Consider the following 23,919-nt stretch of genomic DNA (forward strand, 5'->3'; position numbering starts at 1 on the left):
CCCTTATTGCTGTTCGACGAGTGCGCGGGCGTCCGCGACGTGGCCGCGATACGCTTCGAAAATCTTGCGCAGCGCTTCGTCGAAAGTCGACGTGGGTGCCCAGCCGAGTTCCTGCTTCGTGTTGTCGATCTTCGGCACGCGGTTCTGCACGTCCTGATAGCCGTTGCCGTAGTACGCGCCCGACGACGTTTCGACCAGTTGCACTTTCTTGGCCGAGTCCGCGTATTCGGGGAATTCGGCCGCAAGTGCCAGCATCTTGTGCGCGAGCTCGCGCACCGAGAAGTTGTTGGTCGGATTGCCGATGTTGTAGATCTTGCCGGTGGCGACGCCGTTCTTGTTCTCGATGATCTTCATCAGCGCGCTGATGCCGTCGTCGATATCCGTGAATGCGCGCTTTTGCGCGCCGCCGTCGACGAGGCTGATGTTCTCGCCACGTACGATGTGGCCGAGGAACTGCGTGACCACGCGCGAGCTACCTTCCTTCGGCGTGTAGATCGAGTCGAGGCCCGGGCCGATCCAGTTGAACGGACGGAACAGCGTGAAGTTCAGGCCTTCCATGCCGTAGCCCCAGATCACGCGGTCCATCAGCTGCTTCGAGCACGCGTAGATCCAGCGCGGCTTGTTGATCGGGCCGTACGACAGCTGCGATTCTTCCGGATCGAACTGCTCGTCCGTGCACATGCCGTAGACCTCGGAGGTCGACGGAAACACGAGGTGCTTGCCGTACTTGACGGCCGAACGCACGATCGGCAGGTTCGCCTCGAAGTCGAGTTCGAACACGCGCAGCGGCTGCTTCACATAGGTTGCGGGCGTGGCGATCGCGACGAGCGGCAGGATCACATCGCACTTCTTGATGTGATATTCGACCCATTCCTTGTTGATCGTGATATCGCCTTCGAAGAAGTGCATCCGCTCATGATTGACGAGGTCGCCGAGACGTTCGGTCTGCATGTCCATCCCGAACACTTCCCAGTCGGTCGTTTCGAGAATGCGTTTGGACAGGTGATGGCCGATAAAGCCATTCACACCCAGAATCAGGACTTTTTTCATGAATGAGATTGGATGAGCTGGGCGAATTTCGCCGGACTGACGGCAGTCTCGCCGCCATCGTGCTGGTGCCGCAATTCGCGGATGTTGATTGCGCGGCCGTCGCCGCAAATTGCGAAAACGGCATTATCGCTTACGTGCAGGCCCGGGGGCAAATCCGAGCGGAGCGCGCCGGGCACGGCCAGACGCGCGCGTGCAACGATGAAACGATGGCCGTTCAGATCCGTGAAAGCGCCCGGATACGGCGGTGCGACCGCGCGGATCAGGTTGTAGACCTGCTGCGCGGACTGGCTCCAGTCGATGCGGCCGTCTTCCGGTTTGCGGCCGCCGTAGTAGCTGCCGTGCGCGAGATCGTTCGGCAGATGCGGCGCCTCGCCCGCGAGCAGCGCCGGCAGCACGCGCCAGAGCGTTTGCTCCGCGGCGACCGTGACCTTATCGAAGACCTGCGCGGCGGTGTCGTCGGGGAGGATCGGCACCGGTGTTTGCGCAATGATCGCGCCGGCGTCGGGTTTTGCGGCCATTTCGTGCAGCGTCGCGCCGGTTTCGCTCTCGCCGTTGAGCACCGCCCAGTTGGTCGGCACGCGGCCGCGATACTTCGGCAGCAGCGAGCCGTGCATGTTGTAAGCGCCCCGTGCGGCGATCGCGAGCAGATCGGGCGGCAGCATGTGGCGGTAGTAGAACGAGAAGATGAAGTCCGGGCGCGCGGCGCTCACCGCGGCGCGCAGTTCCGGGCTCTTCGGATCGGCCGGCGTGACGACGGCGATGCCGTGCTCGGCCGCCACCGATGCCACGCTGCCGAACCAGATGTTCTCGCTCGGGTTGTCTTCGTGCGTGACGACGAGCGCGACGTCGACGCCACGCGCGAGCAGCACCTGCAGACAGCGCACGCCGACGTTGTGATACGCGAATACGACGGCGCGCGGCTTCATGGCTGATGTCCCTGATCGGCGACCGGCACCGGCTGCACGCCTGGCACGACGGTCTGACGCGGCGCTTCGGCGACGGCGCCGCCGTCGCGTTCTTCGAGAATGGTCTGCACCAGATAACGCGGCCGCGCACGCACCTGCTGATAGATCCGGCCGATGTATTCACCGAGCAGGCCGAGCGCGAAGATGATCACGCCGAGCAGGAAGAAGGTGATAGCGAACAGCGTGAACACACCTTGAACTTCCGCGCCGATGATGAAACGCCGAATCAGCAGCAGGACGAACAGCGCCGCGGAGCCTAGCGACAGGATCACGCCGATGAACGACAGCCATTGCAACGGCACCACCGAGAAGCCGGTAACGAGGTCGAAATTCAGGCGGATCAGCGAGTACAGCGAATACTTCGACTCACCGGCGAAGCGTTCTTCGTGCGCGACCTCGACTTCCACCGGATTCTGCGCGAACGTGTACGCGAGCGCGGGGATGAACGTGTTGATTTCGCCGCAGCGGTTGATCGTATCGATGATGTGACGGCTGTACGCGCGCAGCATGCAGCCCTGGTCGGTCATCTTGATGCGCGTGATGCGCTCGCGCAGATGATTCATCGCGCGCGACGCCTTGCGGCGCCACAGGCTGTCCTGGCGCTGCCGGCGGATCGTGCCCACGTAGTCGAAGCCCTCGCGCATCTTCGCGACGAGCTTGCCGATTTCCTCGGGCGGATTCTGCAGGTCGGCGTCGAGCGTGATTACGATGTCGCCGCGCGACTGCTCGAAGCCCGCGAGAATTGCCATGTGCTGGCCGTAGTTGCCGTTCAGCAGGATCACGCGCGTCGTGTCGGGCCGCGCGCGGAACTGCCCGGCGAGCAGCGCCGCGGATTTGTCGCGGCTGCCGTCGTTGATGAAGATCACTTCATAACCGGTGCCGAGTGCATCGAGCGCCGGATAGAGGCGCGCGAACAGCGCGGCCAGTCCGGCTTCCTCGTTGTACACCGGAATGATGATCGACACTTCCGGTGCGACGGCGCGATGTTCCGAATAAGTCATGTCCGCTTACTTTCCGTAGTGTTCGCAAATTTGGTTGACCGCGCGGCACACGCGCTCGACGTCGCCTTCGTTCATCAGGGTGAAGAGCGGCAGCGTGACGGTGGTGGCGCCGAAGCGTTCGGCGTGCGGGAACATGCCTTCCTTGAAGCCGCGCGCGCGGTACAGGGAAAACAGGTGCAGCGCAGGGTAGTGCACGCCCGAGCCGATGCCGCGCTCCTTCAGTTCGCCCATGAAGCCGGCGCGGTCGATCGACAGTTTTTCGAGCGGCAGCGTGATCTGGAACATGTGCCAGTTGCTGTTTTGGAAGTCCGCGACGGGCAGGCCGACGCCGAGCTTCACGGCCGCGCCGCCTTCGAGCTGCGCGAAGTACGCGCGCACGAGCTTCTTGCGCTGTGCGATGAAGCGCTCCAGATGCGGCAGCTGGCCGAGGCCGACGCGCGCGGCGACGTCGGTCAGGTTGTACTTGCCGCCGAGCACGTCACAGTCCATGCCGTCGAAGCCGGTGCGCGTGATGCCCTGCAGCCGGTATTTTTGAGCGAGCACCGCTTCTTCCTCGTTGTTCAGCACGAGCGCGCCGCCTTCGACCGAGGTCAGGTTCTTGTTCGCGTGGAAGCTGAACGACACGATGTCGCCGAGCTTGCCGATGCGCTCGCCGTTCCAGGTCGAGCCGAACGCCTGCGCGGCGTCTTCGATCACGCGCAGCTTGTGCTCGCGGGCGATCGCGTACAGACGGTCCATGTCAACCGGCAAACCGGACAGGTACACCGGCAGCAGCGCCTTGGTGCGGGGTGTGATGGCTTTTTCGAGCAGATCGAGATCGATGTTGCGCGTGACCGGGTCGATGTCGGCGAACACCGGCGTCGCGCCGGTTTCGAGGATCACGTTGGAGGTCGACACCCAGGTGGCCGGCGTCGTGATGACTTCGTCGCCGGGACCGACGCCGGCGATGCGCAGGCCGATTTCGAGCGTCGCCGTGCCGGAATTGAACGTGCGCACCGGGCGGCCGCCGCAGAACTCGGACAGCGCTGCCTCGAACTTCTGGTTCTGCGGGCCGGTGGTGATCCAGCCGGAACGCAGCACGTCGGCGACGCCCTGGATCGTTTCCTCGTCGATCTCGGGTTTGACAAACGGCAAAAACGGGACTTGTGACTGGCTCATGAATGCATCGCTCGATTGAAAGGGGCGCGGCCCGACGGGCGCGAAGTAAACCACAAACTACGCGCAAACCCAAGGCCGCGGCGGAAAAAACGCAACCGTGCAGCTTACCGCGCCCTACCTTACGTCAGGCTTAGGCGGCTCGTGTGCCGCGCGGGTTCCTGCGCGAGGCGCGGCGCCTAGCTGCGCGCGAGCACGACCACGCCGACCAGAATGATGCCGATGCCGACCAGCTTCTGCACCGACATCACTTCGCCGAACAGATACCACGCGGCGATCGCGTTGACCACGTAGCCAAGCGACAGCATCGGATACGCGATCGACACGTCCACACGCGAGAGCCCGATGATCCATACCGCCACGCTGATCACGTAGCAGGCGAGCCCGCCGATGATCGGCGGCTGCGTTGCCAGCTTGAAGCCGATGGGCAGGATGTTCGCACGGGTGAATTCGAAGTGTCCAACGGCATTCGTGCCGGCCTTGAGCAGCAGCTGCGCGCCGGCGTTCAGCGTGACGCCGGCGAGGATGCAGAAGAGGGAAATCGGGTTCATCGAACGGTCTGGTTCTCGAGAGGATTAGGGCTTTGCCGCGGGCGTAGAGGCGGGGGCAGCGGCGGCGGGAGCCCCGTCGGCGAGCGGCTTCATCACCACCACGCGACGCGGATCGCGCGCGATCACCTGCATCGGCACGCCTTGCTTGACGAGGCGCTCGTAGGTCGGCGGCGGGATCAGTGCGAGCGCGTAGCGATCGGCCTTCCAGCGCTCGATCCACGCTTGTTCCGTCGGCACCCATTTTTGCGGCTCGACGGACACGCCGAACGCGAGCTCGTCCGGGTGCGCGACCATGATCATCGTGTGGCCGATGTAGAACGGCAGCGTGTGGTCGAGCACGCCGACCGAGTAGAACGGCGTGTCGGGCGGCAGCTGCGCGAGTTTTGCCTTGATCGCGGGAGCGAGCGGCGCGCCGGAGCTCAGGCGTCCGAACACGTCGTGGCCGGTGCCCGCGATCGTGGCGAGCAGCAGCCAGCCCGCGCCGAACGCGGCGAGGCTGCCGAGGCCGACCCGCGCGTTGGCGCCCGCGCCATCCTCGCCGCGGCGGTTCAGCCACAACGCGACCAGCGTGAGCACGAAAGCCCCGGCCAGCCCGGCGAGCACCCACACGCGGAATTCGGCGTACAGCGCGGCCGGATTACGCTGGGAGCCGAGGCGCGGCAGGAACAGCGCCGCAAAGGCGGCGACCACGAAAAACAGCGCGTAGCCCGCCAGATGCCGGCGCAGCTGCTCGCGCGTGACGAGCGGCAAGTACATGCCGATCAGCATCGCGATCGGCGGCGCGATCGGCAGCGTGTAGGACAGCAGCTTCGAGTGCGACGCGCTGAAGAACAGAAAGATGAAGACGATCCACGTGAGCATCAGCGTGACCGGCGCGAAGCCGTTCGGCTGGCGCGGCTGACGCCGCGCGTGGCGCACGCTTTGCACGGTTACCGACAGCCACGGCAGGAAGCCCACCAGCAGCACCGGCACGAAGTAGTAGAACGCGCCGGGGCGATTCTGCTCGGGCGTCAGATAGCGCTTGAACTGCTGGACGACGAAGAAGAAGTTCAGGAATTCCGGATTGCGCTGCTGCACGAGGACGAACCACGGCGCGACGATCGCGAAAAAGACGATCAGGCCGCTCACCAGGTGAAGCCGCTTCCACAGCGCCCAGTCGCGCGCGATCAGCGTGTAGAGCACCAGCACCGCGCCCGGCAGGATCAGCCCGACGAGGCCCTTGGACAGCACCGCCAGCGCCATCGACGCCCAGCACACCCACATCCAGCCGCGCACGCACGGGAGGCGCAGGTTCGGGCGCTGCGCGAGCAGCAGCGCGCACAGCGTGAGGGTCATCCAGAACGACAGGCCCATGTCGAGCGTGTTGAAGTGGCCCATCAGGTTCCAGTACGGCGCGCACGCGAGCACGAGCGCCGCGAACACGCCGGTCGCCGCGTTGAACACGCGCGCGCCGGTGAAGCCGATCAGCAGCACGCCGACGAAGCCCGTCAGCGCGGTATAGAGGCGCGCCTGCCATTCGCCGATGCCGAACCACGCGAACGTCAGCGCGTTCGCCCAGGTTTGCAGCGGCGGCTTCTCGAAGTACTTGTAGGCGTTGTAGCGCGGCGTGATCCAGTCGCCGGTCAGGAACATTTCGCGCGCCATTTCGGCGTAGCGGCCTTCGTCGCTCGGCAGCAGATGGCGCCAGCCGAGCGGCACAAACCAGATCACGGCGAGAACCAGCACCAGCAACAGGATTGCGGTGCGGTTGAGCGGTAGCCTCGACGGCGTATCGTTCATGAAGTATCAACCCTTCTTGTTATCGACGACGCGCGCACGGGCGCGGCGCGGGGGCCAGAACGGGGCCGGCGCCGGCGCGGGCTCGCGCGGGATGCGCCGGCGCCGGGCCCGCTCAGGCTTCGATCAGCAACGCGGCCGCGACCTTGCGGCCCTCGGCCATCAGAATGTTGTAGGTGCGGCAGGCGGCCTTGAAGTCCATCGTTTCGACGCCGATGCGTTTCGCGGTGAGCGCGGCGGTCAGCCGCGGGTGCGGAAAGCGCAGCCGCTCGCCGCTGCCGAACACGACCACTTCGGGCGCGGCGTCGACCAGCATCGCGAAATGCTCGGCGCTCAGTTGCTCGAACGACGAGACGGGCCAGGGAATGACCGGCGCGCCCGGCAGCACGAGAATACTGCCCGCGTGACGCACCAGATTGATTTCGACGTAGTCGGCGCCGTAGCCGGTAACGGTATTCAGCGCGCCGCTGGAATCCTGATGTAATTTCAAATTCGTTTTCCGAAGTCGTCGTGAGACGTCATGCGTATTACCGGCCTGGATGCACGTCGCACAGGCCGTGCGGTTCGACGCGTGTGACACACGAGAAGGCCGAAAAGGCTTGCCGTTGCGGGTGGTGCATTGCGGAAGTCGGCCAAAATCCGCTAAATTATAACTTTTTAGCCGCCTTGCGGCGCCCCTCGCTCAAGTGCCGCCACAAGCCGCGCTGGGCGCATCCGCGTGGCCCACCGGCTACCTGTGCTGGCATCGCCCGCTTTCGCTGCGTTTTTTTCCCCGCGCCGGAACCCGGAAAGCCGCGGCCGCTCGACAGTTCGACCCCATTTCGCAGTTGGCCGCCTTCGGTGGCGCCGCCGCGTCCGAATTCCCGTATCGGTGAATCCGAGCGGCCCGGTGACGTCAGCCGGGCCCCGTTTGCCCAAGGTTTGCCCCAGCCATCGACCAGGATGAAGTGCCCGCCGTGAAACCGATTCTCAAATCCAACAAATTGTTGAATGTCTGCTACGACATTCGCGGGCCCGTCCTCGAACATGCGAAGCGGCTCGAAGAAGAGGGCCACCGCATCATCAAGCTGAACATCGGCAATCTGGCGCCGTTCGGTTTCGAGGCACCCGATGAAATCATTCAGGACATGATCCTGAACCTGCCCAGCTCGTCGGGCTACTCGGATTCGAAAGGCGTGTTCGCCGCGCGCAAGGCGATCATGCACTACACGCAGCAAAAGGGCGTGCACGGCGTCGAGCTCGACGACATCTACATCGGCAACGGCGCGTCCGAGCTGATCGTGATGGCGCTGCAGGGCCTCGTCAACGACGGCGACGAAGTGCTGCTGCCCGCGCCCGACTACCCGCTGTGGACCGCCGGCGTGAGCCTCGCGGGCGGCACGCCGGTGCACTACATCTGCGACGAGTCGAATAGCTGGATGCCCGATCTCGACGACATCCGCGCGAAAATCACGCCGAACACGCGCGCGCTCGTCGTGATCAACCCGAACAACCCGACCGGCGCGCTGTATTCGGACGAACTGCTGCTCGGCCTGATCGAGATCGCGCGCCAGCACGGCCTCGTGATCTTCGCCGACGAGGTGTACGACAAGATCATCTACGACGGCAAGAAGCACACGTCGATGGCGTCGCTGTCCGAAGACGTGTTGACCGTTACGTTCAACAGCCTGTCGAAGAGCTACCGCTCGTGCGGCTACCGCGCCGGCTGGATGGCCATTTCGGGCCTGACCGGCGAGAACCGCCGGCTCGCGAAAGACTATCTGGAAGGGCTCGGCATCCTCGCATCGATGCGGCTGTGTCCGAACGTGCCCGGCCAGTATGCGATCCAGACCGCGCTCGGCGGCTATCAGAGCATCAACGACCTGATCGTGCCGAGCGGGCGCCTGTACAAGCAGCGCGAGCTCGCGTATGAGATGCTGACGGCGATCCCCGGTGTAAGCTGCGTGAAACCGGAAGCGGCGCTGTACATGTTCCCGCGCCTCGACCCGAAGGTGTATCCGATCCAGAACGACCAGCAGTTCATCCTCGACCTGCTGCTCGAAGAGCGCGTGCTGCTCGTGCAGGGCACCGGCTTCAACTGGAAGACGCCGGATCACTTCCGCGTCGTGTTCCTGCCGAACGTCGACGACCTCGCGGATTCGATCAACCGGATCGCGCGCTTCCTCGATGGCTACCGCAAGCGTCACACAGCCTGAGCCGGCCTCGCGTACGATGTGGCGCGTGACGCGGCGCATCAGGCGCGCCGCTCGTGCCACCCCAGACACCCTTTTCAAACCTCTATTAGAAACACACGCTGCATGGAACCGATCAAAGTTGGACTGCTGGGCTTCGGCACGGTAGGCAGCGGCACCTTCACGGTACTGCGCCGCAATCAGGAAGAAATCAAACGTCGCGCGGGTCGCGGTATCGAGATTGCGCGTATCGCCGTGCGCAACCCGGCCAAGGCGACCGCGGCGCTCGGCGGCGAAGCCGGCAGCGTGGCGCTGACCGATGACTTCAACGCGGTCGTCGACGATCCGTCGATCGCGATCGTCGCGGAAATGATCGGCGGCACCGGCATTGCGCGCGACCTCGTGCTGCGCGCGATCAACAACGGCAAGCACGTGGTCACCGCCAACAAGGCGCTGCTCGCCGTACATGGCACGGAGATTTTCGAGGCGGCGCGCGCGAACGGCGTGATGGTCGCGTTCGAAGCAGCGGTGGCGGGCGGCATTCCGATCATCAAGGCGCTGCGCGAAGGCCTGACGGCGAACCGTATCCAGTACATCGCCGGCATCATCAACGGTACGACGAACTACATCCTGTCGGAGATGCGCGACCGCGGGCTCGATTTCGCCACCGCGCTGAAGGCCGCGCAGGAACTCGGCTACGCGGAAGCGGACCCGACCTTCGACATCGAAGGCGTCGACGCCGCGCACAAGGCGACGATCATGAGCGCGATCGCGTTCGGCGTGCCGGTGCAGTTCGACCGCGCGTACGTCGAGGGCATCAGCAAGCTCGCCGCGATCGACATCAAATACGCCGAGGAACTCGGCTATCGCATCAAGCTGCTCGGCATCACGCGGCGCACCGATAAAGGCATCGAACTGCGCGTGCATCCCACCCTGATTCCGGAAAAACGCCTGCTCGCGAACGTGGAAGGCGCGATGAACGCGGTCGTCGTGCATGGCGACGCGGTGGGCACGACGCTGTACTACGGCAAGGGCGCGGGCGCCGAGCCGACGGCGTCGGCGGTGGTCGCCGATCTGGTCGACGTGACGCGTCTGCACACGGCCGACCCCGAGCACCGCGTGCCGCATCTGGCGTTCCAGCCGGACAGCCTGTCGAACACGCCGATCCTGCCGATCGAAGAAGTCACGAGCGGCTACTACCTGCGCCTGCGCGTCGCCGACGTGACCGGCGTGCTCGCCGACATCACGCGCATTCTGGCGGACACCGGCATTTCGATCGACGCGCTGCTGCAGAAGGAATCGGAACTCGTCGACGCGAACGGCAAGGGCGAAACCGACATCCTGCTGATCACGCACGAGACGATCGAAAAGCAGGTCAACGTCGCGATCAAGTCGATCGAGGCGCTGCAGACCGTCGTCTCGCAAGTCACGAAGCTGCGCATGGAAGCGCTGAACTAGGCCGAACTATGAACTACCTCTCCACGCGCGGCGCCGGAGCCGGCGAGCGCCATACCTTCTCCGACATCCTGCTCGGCGGTCTCGCGAAAGACGGCGGCCTGTATCTGCCGGCCGAATATCCGCGCGTCACCGCTGATGAACTCACGCGCTGGCGCACACTGCCGTATGCGGATCTCGCGTTCGAGATCCTGTCGAAGTTCTGCGACGACATCCCCGCCGACGATCTGCGCGCGCTGACGCGCAAGACCTACACGGCCGCGACCTACTGCAACGTGCGCGACGACGAAAGCGCCGCGCAGATCACGCCGCTGAAGACGCTCGGCGTCGAAGACGGCGCGCCGCTGTCGCTGCTCGAACTGTCGAACGGGCCGACGCTCGCGTTCAAGGACATGGCGATGCAGCTGATCGGCAACCTGTTCGAGTACGCGCTCGCGAAGCACGGCGAAACGCTGAACATTCTCGGCGCGACGTCGGGCGATACCGGCAGCGCCGCCGAGTATGCGATGCGCGGCAAGCAGGGCATCCGCGTGTTCATGCTGTCGCCGCACAAAAAGATGAGCGCGTTCCAGACCGCCCAGATGTACAGCCTGCAAGACCCGAACATCTTCAACCTCGCGGTGGAAGGCGTGTTCGACGACGCGCAGGACATCGTGAAGGCGGTGTCGAACGATCACGCGTTCAAGGCGAAGTACAAGATCGGGACGGTCAATTCGATCAACTGGGCGCGGGTCGTCGCGCAGGTCGTCTATTACTTCAAGGGCTACTTTGCCGCGACGAAGTCGAATGACGAACGCGTGTCGTTCACGGTGCCGTCGGGCAACTTCGGCAACGTCTGCGCGGGTCACATCGCGCGCATGATGGGTCTGCCGATCGAAAAGCTCGTCGTCGCGACCAACGAAAACGACGTGCTCGACGAGTTCTTCCGCACCGGCATCTACCGCGTGCGCAAGGCGGCCGAGACGTATCACACGAGCAGCCCGAGCATGGACATCTCGAAGGCGTCGAACTTCGAGCGTTTCGTGTACGACCTGCTCGGCCGCGATCCGGCGCGCGTGCTGCAACTGTTCCGCGACGTCGAGGAGAAGGGCGGTTTCGACCTCGCGGCGAGCGGCGACTTCACGCGCGTGATGGAGTTCGGTTTCGTGTCCGGCAGCAGCAACCACGACACCCGCGTCGAGACGATCCGCGACGTGTTCCAGCGCTACGACACGATGATCGACACGCACACGGCCGACGGCGTGAAGGTCGCGCGCGAGCATCTGCAACCGGGCATTCCGATGATCGTGCTCGAGACCGCGCAGCCGATCAAGTTCGGCGAGACGATCCGCGAAGCGCTGCTGCGCGAACCGGAGCGGCCGGCGGCGTTCGCGGGGCTCGAATCGCTGCCGCAGCGCTTCGAGGTCGTACCCGCGGATGCGCAGCGGGTGAAGGACTTCATCGTCGCGAATACCGGCGAATAAGGGCGACCGGCGAGGGCAAGCGGGCCGTGTGGGCTGTTTTCGGCTCACGCGGCATCCCGACGCCCGCGCCCACTCTACGAAAAAACGCTGGCCGCACCCTCGGCGGCCACGCAGCGAAAATCACAAAAAACTCTCCATGACGCCCGGCCGCCCAGGCTAACGGCATCGGCCGCTACAATGTTCTTTTAACCTGCGGCTTCGACACTCCAGATGTCCACACCCACGCCCCGCGCTCCGATGCTCGCCACTGCCGATGCGTTGGCGATCCTGCTCGACGCCGCGCGCGCGATCGACGGTATCGAAACGCTGCCGACGCTCGACGCGCTGAATCGCGTGCTCGCCACCGACGTCACGTCGCCGCTCGACGTGCCGCCGATGCACACGAGCGCGATGGACGGCTACGCAGTCCGTATCGCCGATCTCGCGCACGGCAGCCGCCTGCCGGTCTCGCAACGGATTCCGGCCGGCCGTGCGCCGGCGCCGCTCGCGCCCAATAGCGCGGCACGCATCTTCACCGGCGCGACGGTGCCCGCTGGCGCGGACGCGGTCGTGATGCAGGAGCAGACCGAGGTGGCCGGCGACGAGGTGACGATCGTGCATCGTCCGCAGGCGGGCGAGTGGATCACCGCGCAGGGCGCCGATATTCGCGCGGGCTCGGTGATCCTGCCGGCCGGCACGCGGCTCACGCCGCAGGCGTTGGGGCTTGCCGCGTCGGTCGGATGCGCGCAGCTCGAGGTGCGCCGGCGCGTGAAGGTCGCCGTGTTTTTCACCGGCGACGAATTGACGATGCCGGGCGAGCCGCTGAAGCCCGGCGCGATCTACAACTCGAATCGCTTCACGCTGCGCGGACTGCTCGAAAAGCTCGGCTGTGACGTGACCGACTACGGCATCGTCGCCGATCAGCTCGACGCGACCCGTGCAACGCTGCGCGAGGCCGCTGAGGCGCACGATCTGATTCTCACCTGCGGCGGCGTGTCGGTCGGCGAGGAGGATCACGTGAAGCCGGCGGTCGAGGCCGAAGGGCGTCTGTCGATGTGGCAGATCGCGATGAAGCCGGGCAAGCCGCTCGCATTCGGCGCGGTGCGCCGTGGCGCGGCGGGCACGGCCGAAACGTTTTTCATCGGCCTGCCGGGCAATCCGGTGTCGAGCTTCGTCACGTTCCTTCTGTTCGTGCGTCCGTTCGTGCTGCGGCTGGCCGGCGTGCAGGCGGTCGCGCCGCGCGCGCTGTCGCTGCGGGCGGACTTCACGCAGGGCAAGGCCGATCGCCGCAACGAATTCCTGCGCGCGCGCGTCAACGCGGCCGGCGGGCTCGAACTGTTTGCCAATCAGAGCTCGGCCGTGTTGACGTCGACCGTGTGGGGCGACGGCCTGATCGACAATCCGCCGAACCACGCGATCAGCGCCGGCGAAACCGTGCGCTTCATTCCGTTTTCCGAACTGCTGAACTGAGGCCGGCTATCCGAGGCATGCGCGGCATGCGCGGCACAAACCGGCGGTATCCCGATGAAGATTGAACTTCGATACTTTGCGAGCGTACGTGAAGCGCTCAATACCTCCGACGAAACCGTCGAGGTGCCCGACGGCATCGCGACCGTCGGCGACGTGCGCGCGTGGCTGCGCGTGCGTGGCGACATCTGGGCCGAGACGCTCGCCGAAGGCCGCGCGCTGCGCATGGCCTGCAACCACGTGATGACCGACGCCAGCACGCGTATCACTGAGGGCTGCGAGGTCGCGTTCTTTCCGCCCGTCACCGGCGGCTGAGCCGCGCTCACGTCCATCATCACGTTCACGCCAGCGACAAAAGCCCTCAGGAGTCACCCATGCCCGTTCGCGTCCAGACCGAAGACTTCGACCTCAGCGCCGAGGTGGCCGCGCTGCGCGCGCGCAATCCGAGAATCGGCGCGGTCGCGTGCTTCGTCGGCACCGTGCGCGACCTGAACGAGGGCAGCGCGGTCGAGACGATGGAGCTCGAACACTATCCGGGCATGACGGAGAAGTCGCTCGAGGCGATCGTCGAGCGTGCGCGCGAACGCTGGCCGGGCATCGAGGTGCTGATCGTGCATCGTGTCGGCAAGCTGTATCCGCTCGATCAGATCGTGCTCGTGGTGACGACGGCCGCGCATCGCGGTGACGCGTTTGCGTCGTGCGAATTCGTGATGGACTATCTGAAGACCGAAGCGCCGTTCTGGAAGAAAGAGAAAACCGACGCGGGCGAGCGCTGGGTCGATGCGCGCGTGACCGACGATGCCGCGCTCGCGCGCTGGGGCATCGCATCGGGAAACCAGACGGCGGAGTAGCCGAACCGCGGGCCACGGCGCTGCGGTGGCGCACGCGGCGCGTTTGTGTCAGGCGGGTCGGCGCCGACCGACGTTCACTGGTCCCGTGAGCGTCCGATGATCGGCACCGGAAACGGCTCCCCAACCGGACGCGACGGCTGCTCGCCATCGTCGTCAGGATCGCGGGGCCGACGCTTCGGCGCCACCCGGTCGAGCAGCGCCTGCTGCTCCGCCGGAATCTCGTAATCCCAGCCGTAACGGCTCAGCTGCAGACTCTGTGCAATCCGTAGCGCCGGCTCCATGAAACGGACCGCCGCGGCCGGTTGATAGCGCGATTCGACCGTATCCAGGAACAGGTATAGCCAGCGGCTGAAGTGCTGCGGCTCGATGCCTTCGAGCGGCTGATGCACCTGCTGCACGTTGCCGCGATACTGCTTCGCGCCGAGCACGAGGCTGTTCCAGAACGTGCACATCTTCGGCAGATGGTCGTCCCAGCGGCCCTCGAGCTTCGCGTCGAAGACCGGACCGAGCAGCGGATCGGCGCGCACACGATCGTAAAAGCCGTAGACGAGCTCGCGGATATTGGCCTCGGTGGGTTCGGCCGCGCGCTCGACCGGCGGCGCGGCGGGGAAAGACGGATTCATGCGGATTCCAGAAAAATACGTTTGCCGATGGTGGTTGACTGAACTTCGAACCCCCCGTTTTTCTGACAAACGGTTGATGCGGAAAAAGCTACTATTGCTATCCAACACAGTTTTGCAACGCGATTCGAGGAACGACGCCGCCAGCCAATGATGTTAGGGCGCGGCGCAGGTCGACCGCAACCCTTGCGTCGACGCGGTTATCGGGCTCGTTCAATGCGCGTGCTCGCAGCTTTTCAAAGCTATATCGGGACTATGAGACTTACCGACTATACGGATTACGCACTGCGCGTGCTGCTGTACCTCGCGGTGCGGGGCGACGGATTATCGACGATTCAGGACATTTCGGAAGCTTACGGCATCTCGAAGAACCATCTGATGAAGGTCGTGCAGCAACTGGGCGAACTGGGCTGGGTCGAAACCGTGCGCGGCCGCAACGGCGGGTTGCGGCTCGCCGCACAATCGCTGTCGCTGACCGTCGGCGACGTGGTGCGGGTCACGGAAAGCGACTTTGCGCTGGTCGGCTGTCTGCCGGACCGGCAAGGCCAACAGCGGCCTTGCGTCATCACGCCGCACTGCCGGCTGCGCGGCGCGCTGCAGGCGGCGAACCTCGCTTTTCTCGCCGAACTCGATCGCTTTACCATCGGCGAAGTCGCAGAACCGAAAAGTGCGCTCGCGGCATTGCTCGGGTTAGGACCCAACGTTCAGAGGGCGCCGCTGCCGATTCCGGTGGCATCGGATGGCACGCGTGGCGGCAGTTCGGCGACGTTGGGCCACAAGAGCTAGGACATCGAGTCGGCTCCAGGGTGCGCAAATCCGTCCGGCCGCCTCACCGGGGAAGGATCGCGGCAGTTCTTGCGCTCAAATGTTAAATAGTTGCGACCGAGGCCAAAAAAGCGCTTGAAACCCTAATAAATCGCCTCATTTTGGTGGTAATCGAAATTGGAGGTCTCTTGATGAGAATCGACAAACTCACCACTAAATTCCAGGAAGCACTCGCGGACGCCCAGAGTCTGGCGGTTGGCCACGACAATCAGTACATCGAACCCGTTCACGTGCTGGCGGCACTCGTCGCGCAGCAGGACGGCTCCGCTCGCTCGCTGCTATCGCGCGCCGGCGTGCATGTACAACCTCTACAGACCGCACTGAACGACGCGATCACGCGGCTGCCCCAGGTGCAAGGCACTGACGGCAACGTGCAGATCGGCCGTGAACTGACCGGTCTGTTGAACCAGGCCGACAAAGAAGCGCAGAAGCTCAACGACACGTTCATCGCGAGCGAAATGTTCCTGCTCGCGGTCGCCGACGACAAGGGCGACGTGGGCCGTCTCGCGCGCGAGCACGGCTTGTCGCGCAAGGCGCTCGAAACCGCGATCGCCGCGGTGCGCGGCGGCTCGCAGGTGCATAGCCAGGACGCCGAAAGCCAGCGCGAAGCGCTGAAGAAATACACGATCGACCTGACCGAGCGCGCCCGCGCCGGCAAGCTCGATCCGGTGATCGGCCGCGACGACGAAATCCGCCGTTCCATCCAGATCCTGCAGCGCCGCACCAAGAACAACCCGGTGCTGATCGGCGAGCCGGGCGTTGGCAAGACCGCGATCGTCGAAGGACTCGCGCAGCGCATCGTCAACGGCGAAGTGCCGGAAACGCTGAAGAACAAGCGCGTGCTGTCGCTCGACATGGCCGCGCTGCTCGCGGGCGCGAAATATCGCGGCGAGTTCGAAGAGCGCCTGAAGGCCGTGCTCAACGACATCGCGAAGGACGAAGGCCAAACCATCGTCTTCATCGACGAGATTCACACGATGGTCGGTGCCGGCAAGGCCGAGGGCGCGATGGACGCGGGCAACATGCTGAAGCCGGCGCTGTCGCGCGGCGAACTGCATTGCGTCGGCGCGACCACGCTCGACGAATACCGCAAGTACATCGAGAAGGATGCCGCGCTCGAGCGCCGTTTCCAGAAGGTGCTGGTGGACGAACCGTCGGTCGAGGCGACCATCGCGATCCTGCGCGGTCTTCAGGAGCGCTATGAGCTGCACCACGGCGTCGACATCACCGACCCGGCGATCGTCGCGGCGGCGGAGCTGTCGCATCGCTACATCACGGACCGCTTCCTGCCGGACAAGGCGATCGACCTGATCGACGAGGCCGCGTCGAAGATCAAGATGGAAATCGACTCGAAGCCGGAAGAGATGGACCGGCTCGACCGTCGTCTGATCCAGCTGAAGATCGAACGCGAAGCGGTGAAGAAGGAGAAGGACGAAGCGTCGCAGAAGCGTCTGCAACTGATCGAAGAGGAAATCGAACGCCTGAACCGTGAATATTCGGACCTCGAAGAAATCTGGACCGCCGAAAAAGCAGCGGTGCAGGGCAGCGCGCAGTTGAAGGAAGAGATCGAGAAGACGCGCGCGGAAATCGTGCGTCTGCAGCGCGAGGGCAAGCTCGAGAAGGTCGCCGAACTTCAGTACGGCAAGCTGCCGGGGCTCGAAGCGCAGTTGAAGGAAGTCACGCGCGCCGAAGCCGAGGAGCAGAACAGTCCGAAGCGTCCGCGTCTGTTGCGCACGCAGGTCGGCGCGGAAGAGATCGCCGAAGTGGTGTCGCGGGCCACCGGTATTCCGGTGTCGCGCATGATGCAAGGCGAGCGCGAAAAGCTGCTGCAGATCGAGTCGAAGCTGCATGAGCGCGTGGTCGGCCAGGACGAGGCGATCAGCGCGGTCGCCGATGCGATCCGCCGCTCGCGGGCGGGTCTGGCGGACCCGAACCGGCCGTACGGCTCGTTCCTGTTCCTGGGGCCGACCGGCGTCGGCAAGACCGAGCTTTGCAAGGCGTTGGCGTCGTTCCTGTTCGATTCGGAAGAGCACCTGATCCGTATCGACATGAGCGAGTTCATGGAGAAGCACAGCGTCGCGCGTCTGATCGGCGCGCCGCCGGGATACGTCGGCTACGAGGAGGGCGGCTATCTGACCGAGGCCGTGCGCCGCAAGCCGTATAGCGTGATCCTGCTCGACGAAATCGAGAAGGCGCATCCGGACGTGTTCAACGTGCTGCTGCAGGTGCTCGACGATGGCCGCATGACCGATGGCCAGGGCCGCACCGTCGACTTCAAGAACACGGTGATCGTGATGACCTCGAACCTCGGCTCGCAGGTGATCCAGGCGATGGTCGGCGAGCCGCAGGAAGCGGTGAAGGACGCGGTGTGGGAAGAGGTGAAGCTGCACTTCCGGCCCGAGTTCCTGAACCGGATCGACGACGTCGTGGTGTTCCATGCGCTCGATCGCTCGAACATCCAGTCGATCGCGCGGATCCAGTTGCAGCGTCTGCACGAGCGGCTCGCAAAGCTCGACATGCAGCTGGTGGTATCGGACGCGGCGCTCGAGCACATCGGCAAGGTCGGCTACGACCCGCTGTTCGGTGCGCGGCCGCTGAAGCGCGCGATCCAGCAGGAGATCGAGAACCCGATCGCGAAGCTGATTCTGGCCGGCAAGTTCGGTCCGAAGGATGTCATTCCGGTCGAAGTGGACGACGGTCAGCTGCGGTTCGAACGCGTCGTGCACTGAGCGCGATGGCCTGATGACGCGACGGGGCGGCGGTAGGCGAGTCGCTTCCACCAACGTTAAGAAACCGGCAACGAAGGGGACTTCGTTGCCGGTTTTTTTTGCCCGCCGTTTTCAAACCGGGCGTCGACCTCGACCGGCAGCCTGCGCCGCCCTCAGCGCATCGCGCACTGCGTGCTCAAGCGTTGCCTTTGTTGCCGAGCAGCGCCGACAGGCCGCCGAGCGCGCCGAGCACCGTGGTCGCGTTCAGCTTGCCATCGGCCGGCACTTCGCCTTCCGGCGTGGCCGCGTTGACGACGTGCGGCAGGATCTGCGACAGCAGCCCCGTCACCTGATCCGGTTGGACGCCGGCCTTGGCGGCGAGGCCGCTCACGGCTTCGGAGCCGAGCACGTTATGCAGCGCGTCGGGCGCGATCGGCTGGTTTTCGCCGTTGCCGACCCACGACGACACGACGTCGCCGAGGCCCTTTTCCTGGAAGCGCTGGATCAGGCCGTTCAGGCCACCCGGCTGGTTATTGACGAATTCGAGCGCGGCTGCGATCAGCGCTTGCTGGCCGCCGCCTTCTGGCGATTTGCCAAGCAGGGAACCGATGGTGTCGAGTAGGCTCATGACGGTCTCTCTTGAATGCCGGCGCGTGCGTGACGGCCGGGCGGGTGACGACGACGCGCGGTTGCGCGTCGCGGTGAAACGCAAGGGCGGCCGCCCCGCGCGGCCTCAAGCGCCGGACGCGGCCGCGGCGGATGCCGCCTTGCTCTTCTTCGCTTTCTTCTTCGAAGCCTTGGTGCCGGATGCTTCGGCCGGTGCGCTAGCTGCCGTGGCGGCCGGCGCCGCAGCGGCTGTCGCGTCGGATGCAGCGGCCTTCTTCTTCGACTTCGACGGCTTCGCGGCCGAGGCGGGAGCAGCCGCGGCCGGCGCTGCCGTCGTGGCGGCGGGCGCGGCGGCGGTGGTTGCCGCGGGAGCCGCTGGCGTCGTCTTCGTGGCCGACCTGGCCGACGTTTTCGCGCCGGTCGGCGGCGCCGACGAGCCGTTGATCGTCAGTCCGGCCGCTTCGAGGTTCTCGACCGATTTCTGGCCGAGGCCCTTCACGCGCGCGGCGAGATCGTCGGCATTCTTGAACGGGCCGTTTTTGGCGCGTTCGTCGAGGATCGCTTTCGCATGCACGGGGCCGATGCCCTTGACCGATTCGAGCGCGGCCTGATCGGCGGTATTCACTTCCACGGCCGCGGCAAATCCGGCCGATAGCGACAAAGCCACAGCGACGCAAAGCATGAAAAGCTTCTTCAGCATGGCAAGCACTCCATTGAGGGCAAAAAGTTAGCCGGGAACGGACGACCTATCCTGTCAGCGGGCGCTGCGTTTAAGCATAGAACAAATCGCAGACCCGATTTGAGATAGCGGTCGATTTATACCGATCGATCGATGACAAGTAAATCCGGCCACACAATCTTTAAAACTTTTAGCCGCATGCAATTCCGGTGAATTTATCGGTCGATACCGGTCGCGATAAAGCGCTTGCGATAAAGAATGGGTAACGCCGGCGGATGACACCGTCCGACGCTTGACTTAGAGTGCACTCGAAGTCCTAACCTGAGTCTGTCATGTCGAAACACTCAACCGCGCTCACCATCGGTCAGGTCGCCGAAACGATCGGCGTATCCACGCACACGCTGCGCTATTACGAGCAGGCCGGCCTGATCCGGCCGGTCGGGCGCACGCAGGCGGGGCACCGGCTGTACTCGCCAGCCGATCTCGACTGGTTACGCTTCGTGATGCGTCTGAAGACGACGGGCATGTCGATTTCCGGCATGCAGCAGATCGCCGCGCTGCGCGCGCAAGGCCATCCGACGATGCGCGAGCGCCGCGACCTGCTGGTCGCGCATCGCACCGTGCTGCTCGCGCGGATCGCCGAACTGCAGAGCAACCTCGGCGCGATCGACGACAAGATCGCGTACTACGAGGCAGCCACGAGCGGCGCGCTTGAGCCCGATCCGGCACGACAGGACGACGAAGCCTCGTCGTCCTCACACGCCAATGAGGACTTGCAATGGACTACGCAGACAACGACCGCTACACGCGCGGATGGGACAAGCTCAGGGAAATCGACGGTTCGGCGGGCGAGCAGGTAATCGCCGCGCTTGCACCGATCGCGCCGGAATTCGGGCGCCTGCTGATCGAATTCGGCTTCGGCGACATCTACAGCCGGCCGCAGCTCGATCTGCGCACGCGTGAGATTGCGACGATCGCGTCGCTCGCGACCCTCGGCTGTGCGCAGCCGCAGTTGAAAGTGCATATCGAGGCGGCGCTGAACGTCGGCTGCACGCGCGAGCAGATCGTCGAGGTGTTCATGCAGATGGCGCTCTATGCGGGTTTTCCGGCCGCGCTCAATGCGTTGTTCGCGGCGCGCGAAATATTCGAGGCGAGGGATCGCGAGGGGGAGGCCGCGTGCGCGGCGTGAGAGGGCTGATCTGCACGGGGAGAGGGATGGCGGATGCAGGACAGCTAGAGTCTCACCCCCCGGTTTCGGGGTGCAACTAACGGTCCCATCAGTTCGATTCGAGGCCTTCCTGAGCCCCCATCGCCTCATACAGCCGAATCAACCCGGACTGCAGCGGTCTTGCGCAAATAGCGCTGGCTCACGATCCGCCAATAAACGAGCAAGCCGGCCCCGGCAATCGCGAGACTGGCGGTATTCGCGACCCAGAAACCGCGCGCGCCGGTGAGCCAGGACGGCGTGAGGCCGGTCGTATCGAAGCCGAGCGCATAGCCGCCGCCGAGCCCGACACCCCACAGCGCGACCGCATAGATGACGGTCGGCACGACCGCGACCTTGTAGGCGCGCAGCACGAACGCGGTCGTGATCTGCAAAGCGTCGAACAGGTGGTAGCAGGCGACGATCAGCACCAGTGGCAACGCCTTCGCCGCGACCTGCGCGTTCGTCGTATAGCCGTCGACGATATACGGCCGCAGCACCAGCACGAGCGCGCCATAGCAGCACGCGAGCGCGACCGCCATCGCGATGCCGTGACGCGACAGCGTGCGCGCCGCTTGCGGCCGATGCGCGCCGAGCGCCTGCGCGACCAGCGTCGACGACGCGATGCCGATCGACAGCGGCGTCATATACAGCACCGCGCCGATATTGCCGGCGATCTGATGCCCGGCGAGCGTCGTCGTGCCGAAGCGCGCGATGAAGAGCGCCATGAACGTGTACGACGTGACCTCGATCAGATACGACAACCCCATCGGAATACCGAGCCGCAGTTGTGCGGCCTGGCGCTTCCAGACCGGCCAGCAGAATTGCGTGAAGATACCGAGCGCCTTGAAATCGTCGACGCGCGCGAGCAGCAGCATGCCAAGCGCCGCGAGCGCCCAGTTGAGCAGCGTGCTCGCGAGCGCGCAGCCCGGACCGCCCAGCGCCGGCATGCCGAGGCCGCCGAAAATGAACCAGGTATTGAGCGGAATTTTCAGCAGCAGCGCGGCGATCTGGAGGAACATCACGAGCCGCGGTTTGCCGAGCGCGTTGGCAACGGAACTGTAGACCCGGAACGCGAGGCCGGCGGGCAGCCCGAACGCGAGAATCCGCAGATACGCGAGCGTGCGCTCGTGCAGCGCGTCGGGCACGTGCGACAACGACAACAGCGGCCCGGGGAAGTACAGGATCAGAAAGCCGATCACGGTCAGCGCGGCGGCGAGCCACCATGACTGGCGCACCTCTTCGCCGATCTCGTCGTAGCGGCGTGCGCCGTACAGTTGCGCGGCGATCGGCTGCAGCGCGGTCAGGATGCCGGTCAGGCCGATATAGACCGAGACGTAGATCGACGAGCCGAGACCGAGGGCGGCCAGATCGACGGCCGAGTAGCGCCCGACCATCGCCGTATCGATTACGCCGAACGCGATGATGGCCAGTTGGCCGATCAATACGGGCCACGCGAGCGCGGCGATTTTCCGTACGTCGGCGAACATGGTCAGTCGGGCTTTTTGTGCCAGTTGCGGTGCTTGCCGGGCGGCGGCTTCGGACGGTCGATGCGCACGTACAGGCGGAAGCGCTCGTCGCGGTCGGCCGCGCGGCGGCCTTCCCACACGAGCTTCCAGATGTAGTCGGGCAGCGCGCTCGGGTCGCCGTAGTCCTGCGAGTCCTGACGCAGGATCACGTCGCAGTCCTGGTCGAACGAGAAATGCATGTCGCCGAAATACGCGAACGTCGCGATCTGCGCATTGCCGAGGCGTACCGGCGAGATGCAGGTGTAGTCATCGGGCAAGTGGTTGGCGATCTGCTGCGCGACGTCGCGATAAGTCCGGCTGTAGTTGACGACCGGCAGCCACAGCGTCATCAGCAGCACCCACATCAGCGTCGTGCCGGCGCTCGACAGCACCACGCTGCGCCACAACACCTTCGGATGACGGGCGAGACGCCAGCGCACCAGCAGGAACCAGCAGACGGTCACCGCGATCGCGCAGATGAACGACAGAATCTTGAACTGCGGCACGAAGCCGGGCGCGAGCCGCGCGAGATTGCGCGCAAGCGGGTGCGGAAAACCGGTCAGACTCGCCACATACACCGCCCACACGAAGCTGCCGAGGATCGTGAAGCTCAGCAGCGCGAACCAGTCGATCGCGTTGATCGCGCCGCGCTTGAGCGTCGGCAGCGCGAAAGTGGCGAGCACCGCGAGCGGCGGCAGCAGCAGCATGTAGAGTCGATTCGATTGATGGCTTTGCAGCACCACGAGCACGAACAGCGGCCCGATCACCGACAGCGGAATCGCCACATGCGGCGCGCGCCGCAGGCCCTTCCAGCTGAACCACGACCACAGCGCGAGCGGCCACGCGGGCCATGTGAAGAGCGGCAGGTTTTTCAGCGCATAGGCGGCGACTGAGCCGGGTGGGCCCGCGAACGAACTCAGGCTCACGTGCAGCCACTGGTTCAGATACCAGACGGCGTCGTCGGGGAATGCGGCAAGCGCGATGATCGGCCACGATACCGCGAGCACCAGCGCGACGGGCAGACCCGCGAGCAGCAGCCAGCGCGAACGCGTTTCGCGCACGATCAGCGTCATCGCGAGCGTGCCGAGCAGCAGCGCACCGACCAGCACCGGGCTGCTCGCGAGCGTGACGAGGCCGATCGCTAGGCCCCAGATCAGCGCGCCCTGGATCGGCTTATCGATCATGCGCACGAGGCCGTAGACGAGCATCGCGATGCAGACGAACTGGACGAGCTGCGGCGTGGTTTCGTGGCCGCGCTCGGCGAGGCCGAAGCACGCGAGCAGGATGAGCAGTGCTCCATCGGCGAGCGTGCGGCCATAGTCGCGCGGTTCGGGCTCGCCGCCAAACGCGTACTTGAACGGCTGCACTTCGGCGCGCCGGCCGAGCAGGTACGCCGCGTACCAGACGAACGCACAGCCCGCGCAGAACAACAGGCCGGTGAACACGCGCGACGCGTTGCTCGAGTCGACCCACGGTGCGAGGACGCGGATCGCGCTCGCTCCGAGCCAGTAGCCGAGCGGACCGTCCTCGGTCAGATATTTGCCGACGAGGTTAGGCAGCAGCCAGTCGTGCGCGCCGCCATTCGCCATCGTCCACATGACGCCGAAGCCGGCTGCGTCCTCGTTCTTCCACGGATCGCGGCCGAACAGGCCGAACGAGGCGTAGAGGATACAGATGGCCAGCAGCAGCCAGCGCGGCAACGCACTGGTCGCAGAGGCGGTGAGGCGGACGACAGGTCTCATGCGGTGTGTGGAGTCTGGATAAACGATGCAGCCGGAGCGGTCCGGCAAGTCAGGGCGGGAGGGCCCGTTTCGAGCATCCGGCATTGTAGTCGTGCGGTGCGATGCACGTCACGGCCGGTAACGCCCGGCAACGTCGATGGACA

The 23,919-nt window shown here is 65.0% G+C and carries 22 protein-coding genes; 10 read left to right on the forward strand and 12 right to left on the reverse strand.

Annotation, left to right across the window (positions count from 1 at the left end; genetic code table 11):
• Positions 1-3: 3 nt before the first annotated feature.
• The 7 genes from AB4Y34_RS28675 to AB4Y34_RS28705 all read right to left on the reverse strand — a co-directional run bounded on the left by AB4Y34_RS28675 (position 4) and on the right by AB4Y34_RS28705 (position 6,988).
• Entirely contained in the window at positions 4-1,050 is a 1,047-nt protein-coding gene (locus AB4Y34_RS28675; RefSeq protein WP_176108676.1) for a bifunctional UDP-4-keto-pentose/UDP-xylose synthase, read from the reverse strand.
• Positions 1,047-1,976, reverse strand: a complete 930-nt coding sequence (locus AB4Y34_RS28680) for a formyltransferase (protein WP_176108675.1) — start codon at positions 1,974-1,976, stop codon at positions 1,047-1,049. The genes AB4Y34_RS28675 and AB4Y34_RS28680 overlap by 4 nt, the downstream gene beginning before the upstream one ends.
• The gene (locus tag AB4Y34_RS28685) at positions 1,973-3,016 is read right to left on the reverse strand and encodes a glycosyltransferase (protein ID WP_176377880.1); all 1,044 of its coding nucleotides are present in this window, start codon (positions 3,014-3,016) and stop codon (positions 1,973-1,975) included. The genes AB4Y34_RS28680 and AB4Y34_RS28685 overlap by 4 nt, the downstream gene beginning before the upstream one ends.
• Positions 3,017-3,022: 6 nt before the next feature.
• On the reverse strand, positions 3,023-4,174 hold the full coding sequence (locus AB4Y34_RS28690) for a DegT/DnrJ/EryC1/StrS family aminotransferase (RefSeq protein ID WP_368717917.1): 1,152 nt from the start codon (positions 4,172-4,174) through the stop codon (positions 3,023-3,025).
• Positions 4,175-4,350: 176 nt separating this feature from the next.
• Complete coding sequence (locus tag AB4Y34_RS28695; RefSeq protein WP_013089326.1) at positions 4,351-4,722, reverse strand: SMR family transporter; 372 nt, start codon at positions 4,720-4,722, stop codon at positions 4,351-4,353.
• A 24-nt stretch (positions 4,723-4,746) separates the two neighbouring features.
• Positions 4,747-6,501, reverse strand: a complete 1,755-nt coding sequence (locus AB4Y34_RS28700) for a glycosyltransferase family 39 protein (RefSeq protein WP_368717918.1) — start codon at positions 6,499-6,501, stop codon at positions 4,747-4,749.
• Positions 6,502-6,613: 112 nt separating this feature from the next.
• Entirely contained in the window at positions 6,614-6,988 is a 375-nt protein-coding gene (locus AB4Y34_RS28705) for an Mth938-like domain-containing protein (protein ID WP_368597363.1), read from the reverse strand.
• Between the two features lie 457 nt (positions 6,989-7,445).
• On the opposite strand from AB4Y34_RS28705, the gene AB4Y34_RS28710 reads away from it, so the two are divergent.
• The 6 genes from AB4Y34_RS28710 to AB4Y34_RS28735 all read left to right on the forward strand — a co-directional run bounded on the left by AB4Y34_RS28710 (position 7,446) and on the right by AB4Y34_RS28735 (position 13,884).
• Positions 7,446-8,693 (forward strand): pyridoxal phosphate-dependent aminotransferase, encoded by a 1,248-nt coding sequence (locus AB4Y34_RS28710; RefSeq protein ID WP_309235140.1) that lies wholly within the window; start codon positions 7,446-7,448, stop codon positions 8,691-8,693.
• Between the two features lie 102 nt (positions 8,694-8,795).
• Complete coding sequence (locus AB4Y34_RS28715) at positions 8,796-10,127, forward strand: homoserine dehydrogenase (RefSeq protein ID WP_368717919.1); 1,332 nt, start codon at positions 8,796-8,798, stop codon at positions 10,125-10,127.
• A gap of 8 nt (positions 10,128-10,135) precedes the next feature.
• Positions 10,136-11,587, forward strand: a complete 1,452-nt coding sequence (thrC, locus tag AB4Y34_RS28720; protein ID WP_368717920.1) for a threonine synthase — start codon at positions 10,136-10,138, stop codon at positions 11,585-11,587.
• Positions 11,588-11,824: 237 nt separating this feature from the next.
• Complete coding sequence (glp, locus tag AB4Y34_RS28725; protein ID WP_176378130.1) at positions 11,825-13,036, forward strand: gephyrin-like molybdotransferase Glp; 1,212 nt, start codon at positions 11,825-11,827, stop codon at positions 13,034-13,036.
• A 54-nt stretch (positions 13,037-13,090) separates the two neighbouring features.
• Positions 13,091-13,348, forward strand: coding sequence for a molybdopterin converting factor subunit 1 (gene moaD / locus AB4Y34_RS28730; RefSeq protein ID WP_368717921.1), 258 nt, complete (start codon positions 13,091-13,093; stop codon positions 13,346-13,348).
• 59 nt (positions 13,349-13,407) lie between these two features.
• Positions 13,408-13,884: a molybdenum cofactor biosynthesis protein MoaE gene (locus AB4Y34_RS28735; protein ID WP_176377874.1), complete on the forward strand. Its 477-nt coding sequence runs from the start codon at positions 13,408-13,410 to the stop codon at positions 13,882-13,884.
• Positions 13,885-13,958: 74 nt separating this feature from the next.
• On the opposite strand, the gene AB4Y34_RS28740 is transcribed toward AB4Y34_RS28735, so the two are convergent.
• Complete coding sequence (locus AB4Y34_RS28740; protein WP_368717922.1) at positions 13,959-14,507, reverse strand: group III truncated hemoglobin; 549 nt, start codon at positions 14,505-14,507, stop codon at positions 13,959-13,961.
• A gap of 252 nt (positions 14,508-14,759) precedes the next feature.
• Between AB4Y34_RS28740 and AB4Y34_RS28745 the strand changes: the two genes are divergently transcribed.
• Positions 14,760-15,290, forward strand: coding sequence for an Rrf2 family transcriptional regulator (locus AB4Y34_RS28745; protein WP_176377872.1), 531 nt, complete (start codon positions 14,760-14,762; stop codon positions 15,288-15,290).
• A gap of 170 nt (positions 15,291-15,460) precedes the next feature.
• Positions 15,461-18,058 (forward strand): ATP-dependent chaperone ClpB, encoded by a 2,598-nt coding sequence (clpB, locus tag AB4Y34_RS28750; protein WP_018432081.1) that lies wholly within the window; start codon positions 15,461-15,463, stop codon positions 18,056-18,058.
• Between the two features lie 175 nt (positions 18,059-18,233).
• On the opposite strand, the gene AB4Y34_RS28755 is transcribed toward clpB, so the two are convergent.
• A complete protein-coding gene (locus AB4Y34_RS28755) occupies positions 18,234-18,665 on the reverse strand; it encodes a YidB family protein (protein ID WP_176108661.1) in 432 nt (143 codons plus the stop codon).
• 105 nt (positions 18,666-18,770) lie between these two features.
• A complete protein-coding gene (locus AB4Y34_RS28760; RefSeq protein WP_176119897.1) occupies positions 18,771-19,343 on the reverse strand; it encodes a helix-hairpin-helix domain-containing protein in 573 nt (190 codons plus the stop codon).
• Between the two features lie 311 nt (positions 19,344-19,654).
• Here AB4Y34_RS28760 and AB4Y34_RS28765 point away from each other — a divergent pair, with 311 nt between their 5' ends.
• Together AB4Y34_RS28765 and AB4Y34_RS28770 are read left to right on the forward strand one after the other, a co-directional pair.
• Positions 19,655-20,182 carry a MerR family transcriptional regulator gene (locus AB4Y34_RS28765; protein WP_176377870.1) on the forward strand — a complete coding sequence of 176 codons (528 nt, stop codon included), beginning with the start codon at positions 19,655-19,657 and terminating at the stop codon, positions 20,180-20,182.
• Positions 20,101-20,511, forward strand: a complete 411-nt coding sequence (locus AB4Y34_RS28770) for a carboxymuconolactone decarboxylase family protein (RefSeq protein ID WP_176108658.1) — start codon at positions 20,101-20,103, stop codon at positions 20,509-20,511. The genes AB4Y34_RS28765 and AB4Y34_RS28770 overlap by 82 nt, the downstream gene beginning before the upstream one ends.
• Before the next feature lie 125 nt (positions 20,512-20,636).
• Here AB4Y34_RS28770 and AB4Y34_RS28775 read toward each other — a convergent pair whose 3' ends face one another.
• Positions 20,637-22,016: an MATE family efflux transporter gene (locus AB4Y34_RS28775; protein ID WP_176377869.1), complete on the reverse strand. Its 1,380-nt coding sequence runs from the start codon at positions 22,014-22,016 to the stop codon at positions 20,637-20,639.
• Positions 22,017-22,018: 2 nt separating this feature from the next.
• Positions 22,019-23,776 carry a glycosyltransferase family 39 protein gene (locus AB4Y34_RS28780; protein ID WP_176377868.1) on the reverse strand — a complete coding sequence of 586 codons (1,758 nt, stop codon included), beginning with the start codon at positions 23,774-23,776 and terminating at the stop codon, positions 22,019-22,021.
• Positions 23,777-23,919: the final 143 nt, after the last annotated feature.

This window comes from Paraburkholderia sp. BR10954, assembly GCF_040965775.1.
In the GTDB taxonomy this organism is placed as follows: domain Bacteria; phylum Pseudomonadota; class Gammaproteobacteria; order Burkholderiales; family Burkholderiaceae; genus Paraburkholderia; species Paraburkholderia youngii.

Excerpts from the sequence above, each read along its gene's own strand:
- AB4Y34_RS28675 (WP_176108676.1), bottom strand. The coding sequence starts at position 1,050 with ATGAAAAAAGTCCTGATTCTGGGTGTGAATGGCTTTATCGGCCATCAC.
- AB4Y34_RS28680 (WP_176108675.1), bottom strand. The coding sequence starts at position 1,976 with ATGAAGCCGCGCGCCGTCGTATTCGCGTATCACAACGTCGGCGTGCGC.
- AB4Y34_RS28685 (WP_176377880.1), bottom strand. The coding sequence starts at position 3,016 with ATGACTTATTCGGAACATCGCGCCGTCGCACCGGAAGTGTCGATCATC.
- AB4Y34_RS28690 (WP_368717917.1), bottom strand. The coding sequence starts at position 4,174 with ATGAGCCAGTCACAAGTCCCGTTTTTGCCGTTTGTCAAACCCGAGATC.
- AB4Y34_RS28695 (WP_013089326.1), bottom strand. The coding sequence starts at position 4,722 with ATGAACCCGATTTCCCTCTTCTGCATCCTCGCCGGCGTCACGCTGAAC.
- AB4Y34_RS28700 (WP_368717918.1), bottom strand. The coding sequence starts at position 6,501 with ATGAACGATACGCCGTCGAGGCTACCGCTCAACCGCACCGCAATCCTG.
- AB4Y34_RS28715 (WP_368717919.1), top strand. The coding sequence starts at position 8,796 with ATGGAACCGATCAAAGTTGGACTGCTGGGCTTCGGCACGGTAGGCAGC.
- thrC (WP_368717920.1), top strand. The coding sequence starts at position 10,136 with ATGAACTACCTCTCCACGCGCGGCGCCGGAGCCGGCGAGCGCCATACC.
- glp (WP_176378130.1), top strand. The coding sequence starts at position 11,825 with ATGCTCGCCACTGCCGATGCGTTGGCGATCCTGCTCGACGCCGCGCGC.
- moaD (WP_368717921.1), top strand. The coding sequence starts at position 13,091 with ATGAAGATTGAACTTCGATACTTTGCGAGCGTACGTGAAGCGCTCAAT.
- AB4Y34_RS28735 (WP_176377874.1), top strand. The coding sequence starts at position 13,408 with ATGCCCGTTCGCGTCCAGACCGAAGACTTCGACCTCAGCGCCGAGGTG.
- AB4Y34_RS28740 (WP_368717922.1), bottom strand. The coding sequence starts at position 14,507 with ATGAATCCGTCTTTCCCCGCCGCGCCGCCGGTCGAGCGCGCGGCCGAA.
- AB4Y34_RS28745 (WP_176377872.1), top strand. The coding sequence starts at position 14,760 with ATGAGACTTACCGACTATACGGATTACGCACTGCGCGTGCTGCTGTAC.
- clpB (WP_018432081.1), top strand. The coding sequence starts at position 15,461 with ATGAGAATCGACAAACTCACCACTAAATTCCAGGAAGCACTCGCGGAC.
- AB4Y34_RS28755 (WP_176108661.1), bottom strand. The coding sequence starts at position 18,665 with ATGAGCCTACTCGACACCATCGGTTCCCTGCTTGGCAAATCGCCAGAA.
- AB4Y34_RS28760 (WP_176119897.1), bottom strand. The coding sequence starts at position 19,343 with ATGCTGAAGAAGCTTTTCATGCTTTGCGTCGCTGTGGCTTTGTCGCTA.
- AB4Y34_RS28765 (WP_176377870.1), top strand. The coding sequence starts at position 19,655 with ATGTCGAAACACTCAACCGCGCTCACCATCGGTCAGGTCGCCGAAACG.
- AB4Y34_RS28770 (WP_176108658.1), top strand. The coding sequence starts at position 20,101 with ATGGACTACGCAGACAACGACCGCTACACGCGCGGATGGGACAAGCTC.
- AB4Y34_RS28775 (WP_176377869.1), bottom strand. The coding sequence starts at position 22,016 with ATGTTCGCCGACGTACGGAAAATCGCCGCGCTCGCGTGGCCCGTATTG.
- AB4Y34_RS28780 (WP_176377868.1), bottom strand. The coding sequence starts at position 23,776 with ATGAGACCTGTCGTCCGCCTCACCGCCTCTGCGACCAGTGCGTTGCCG.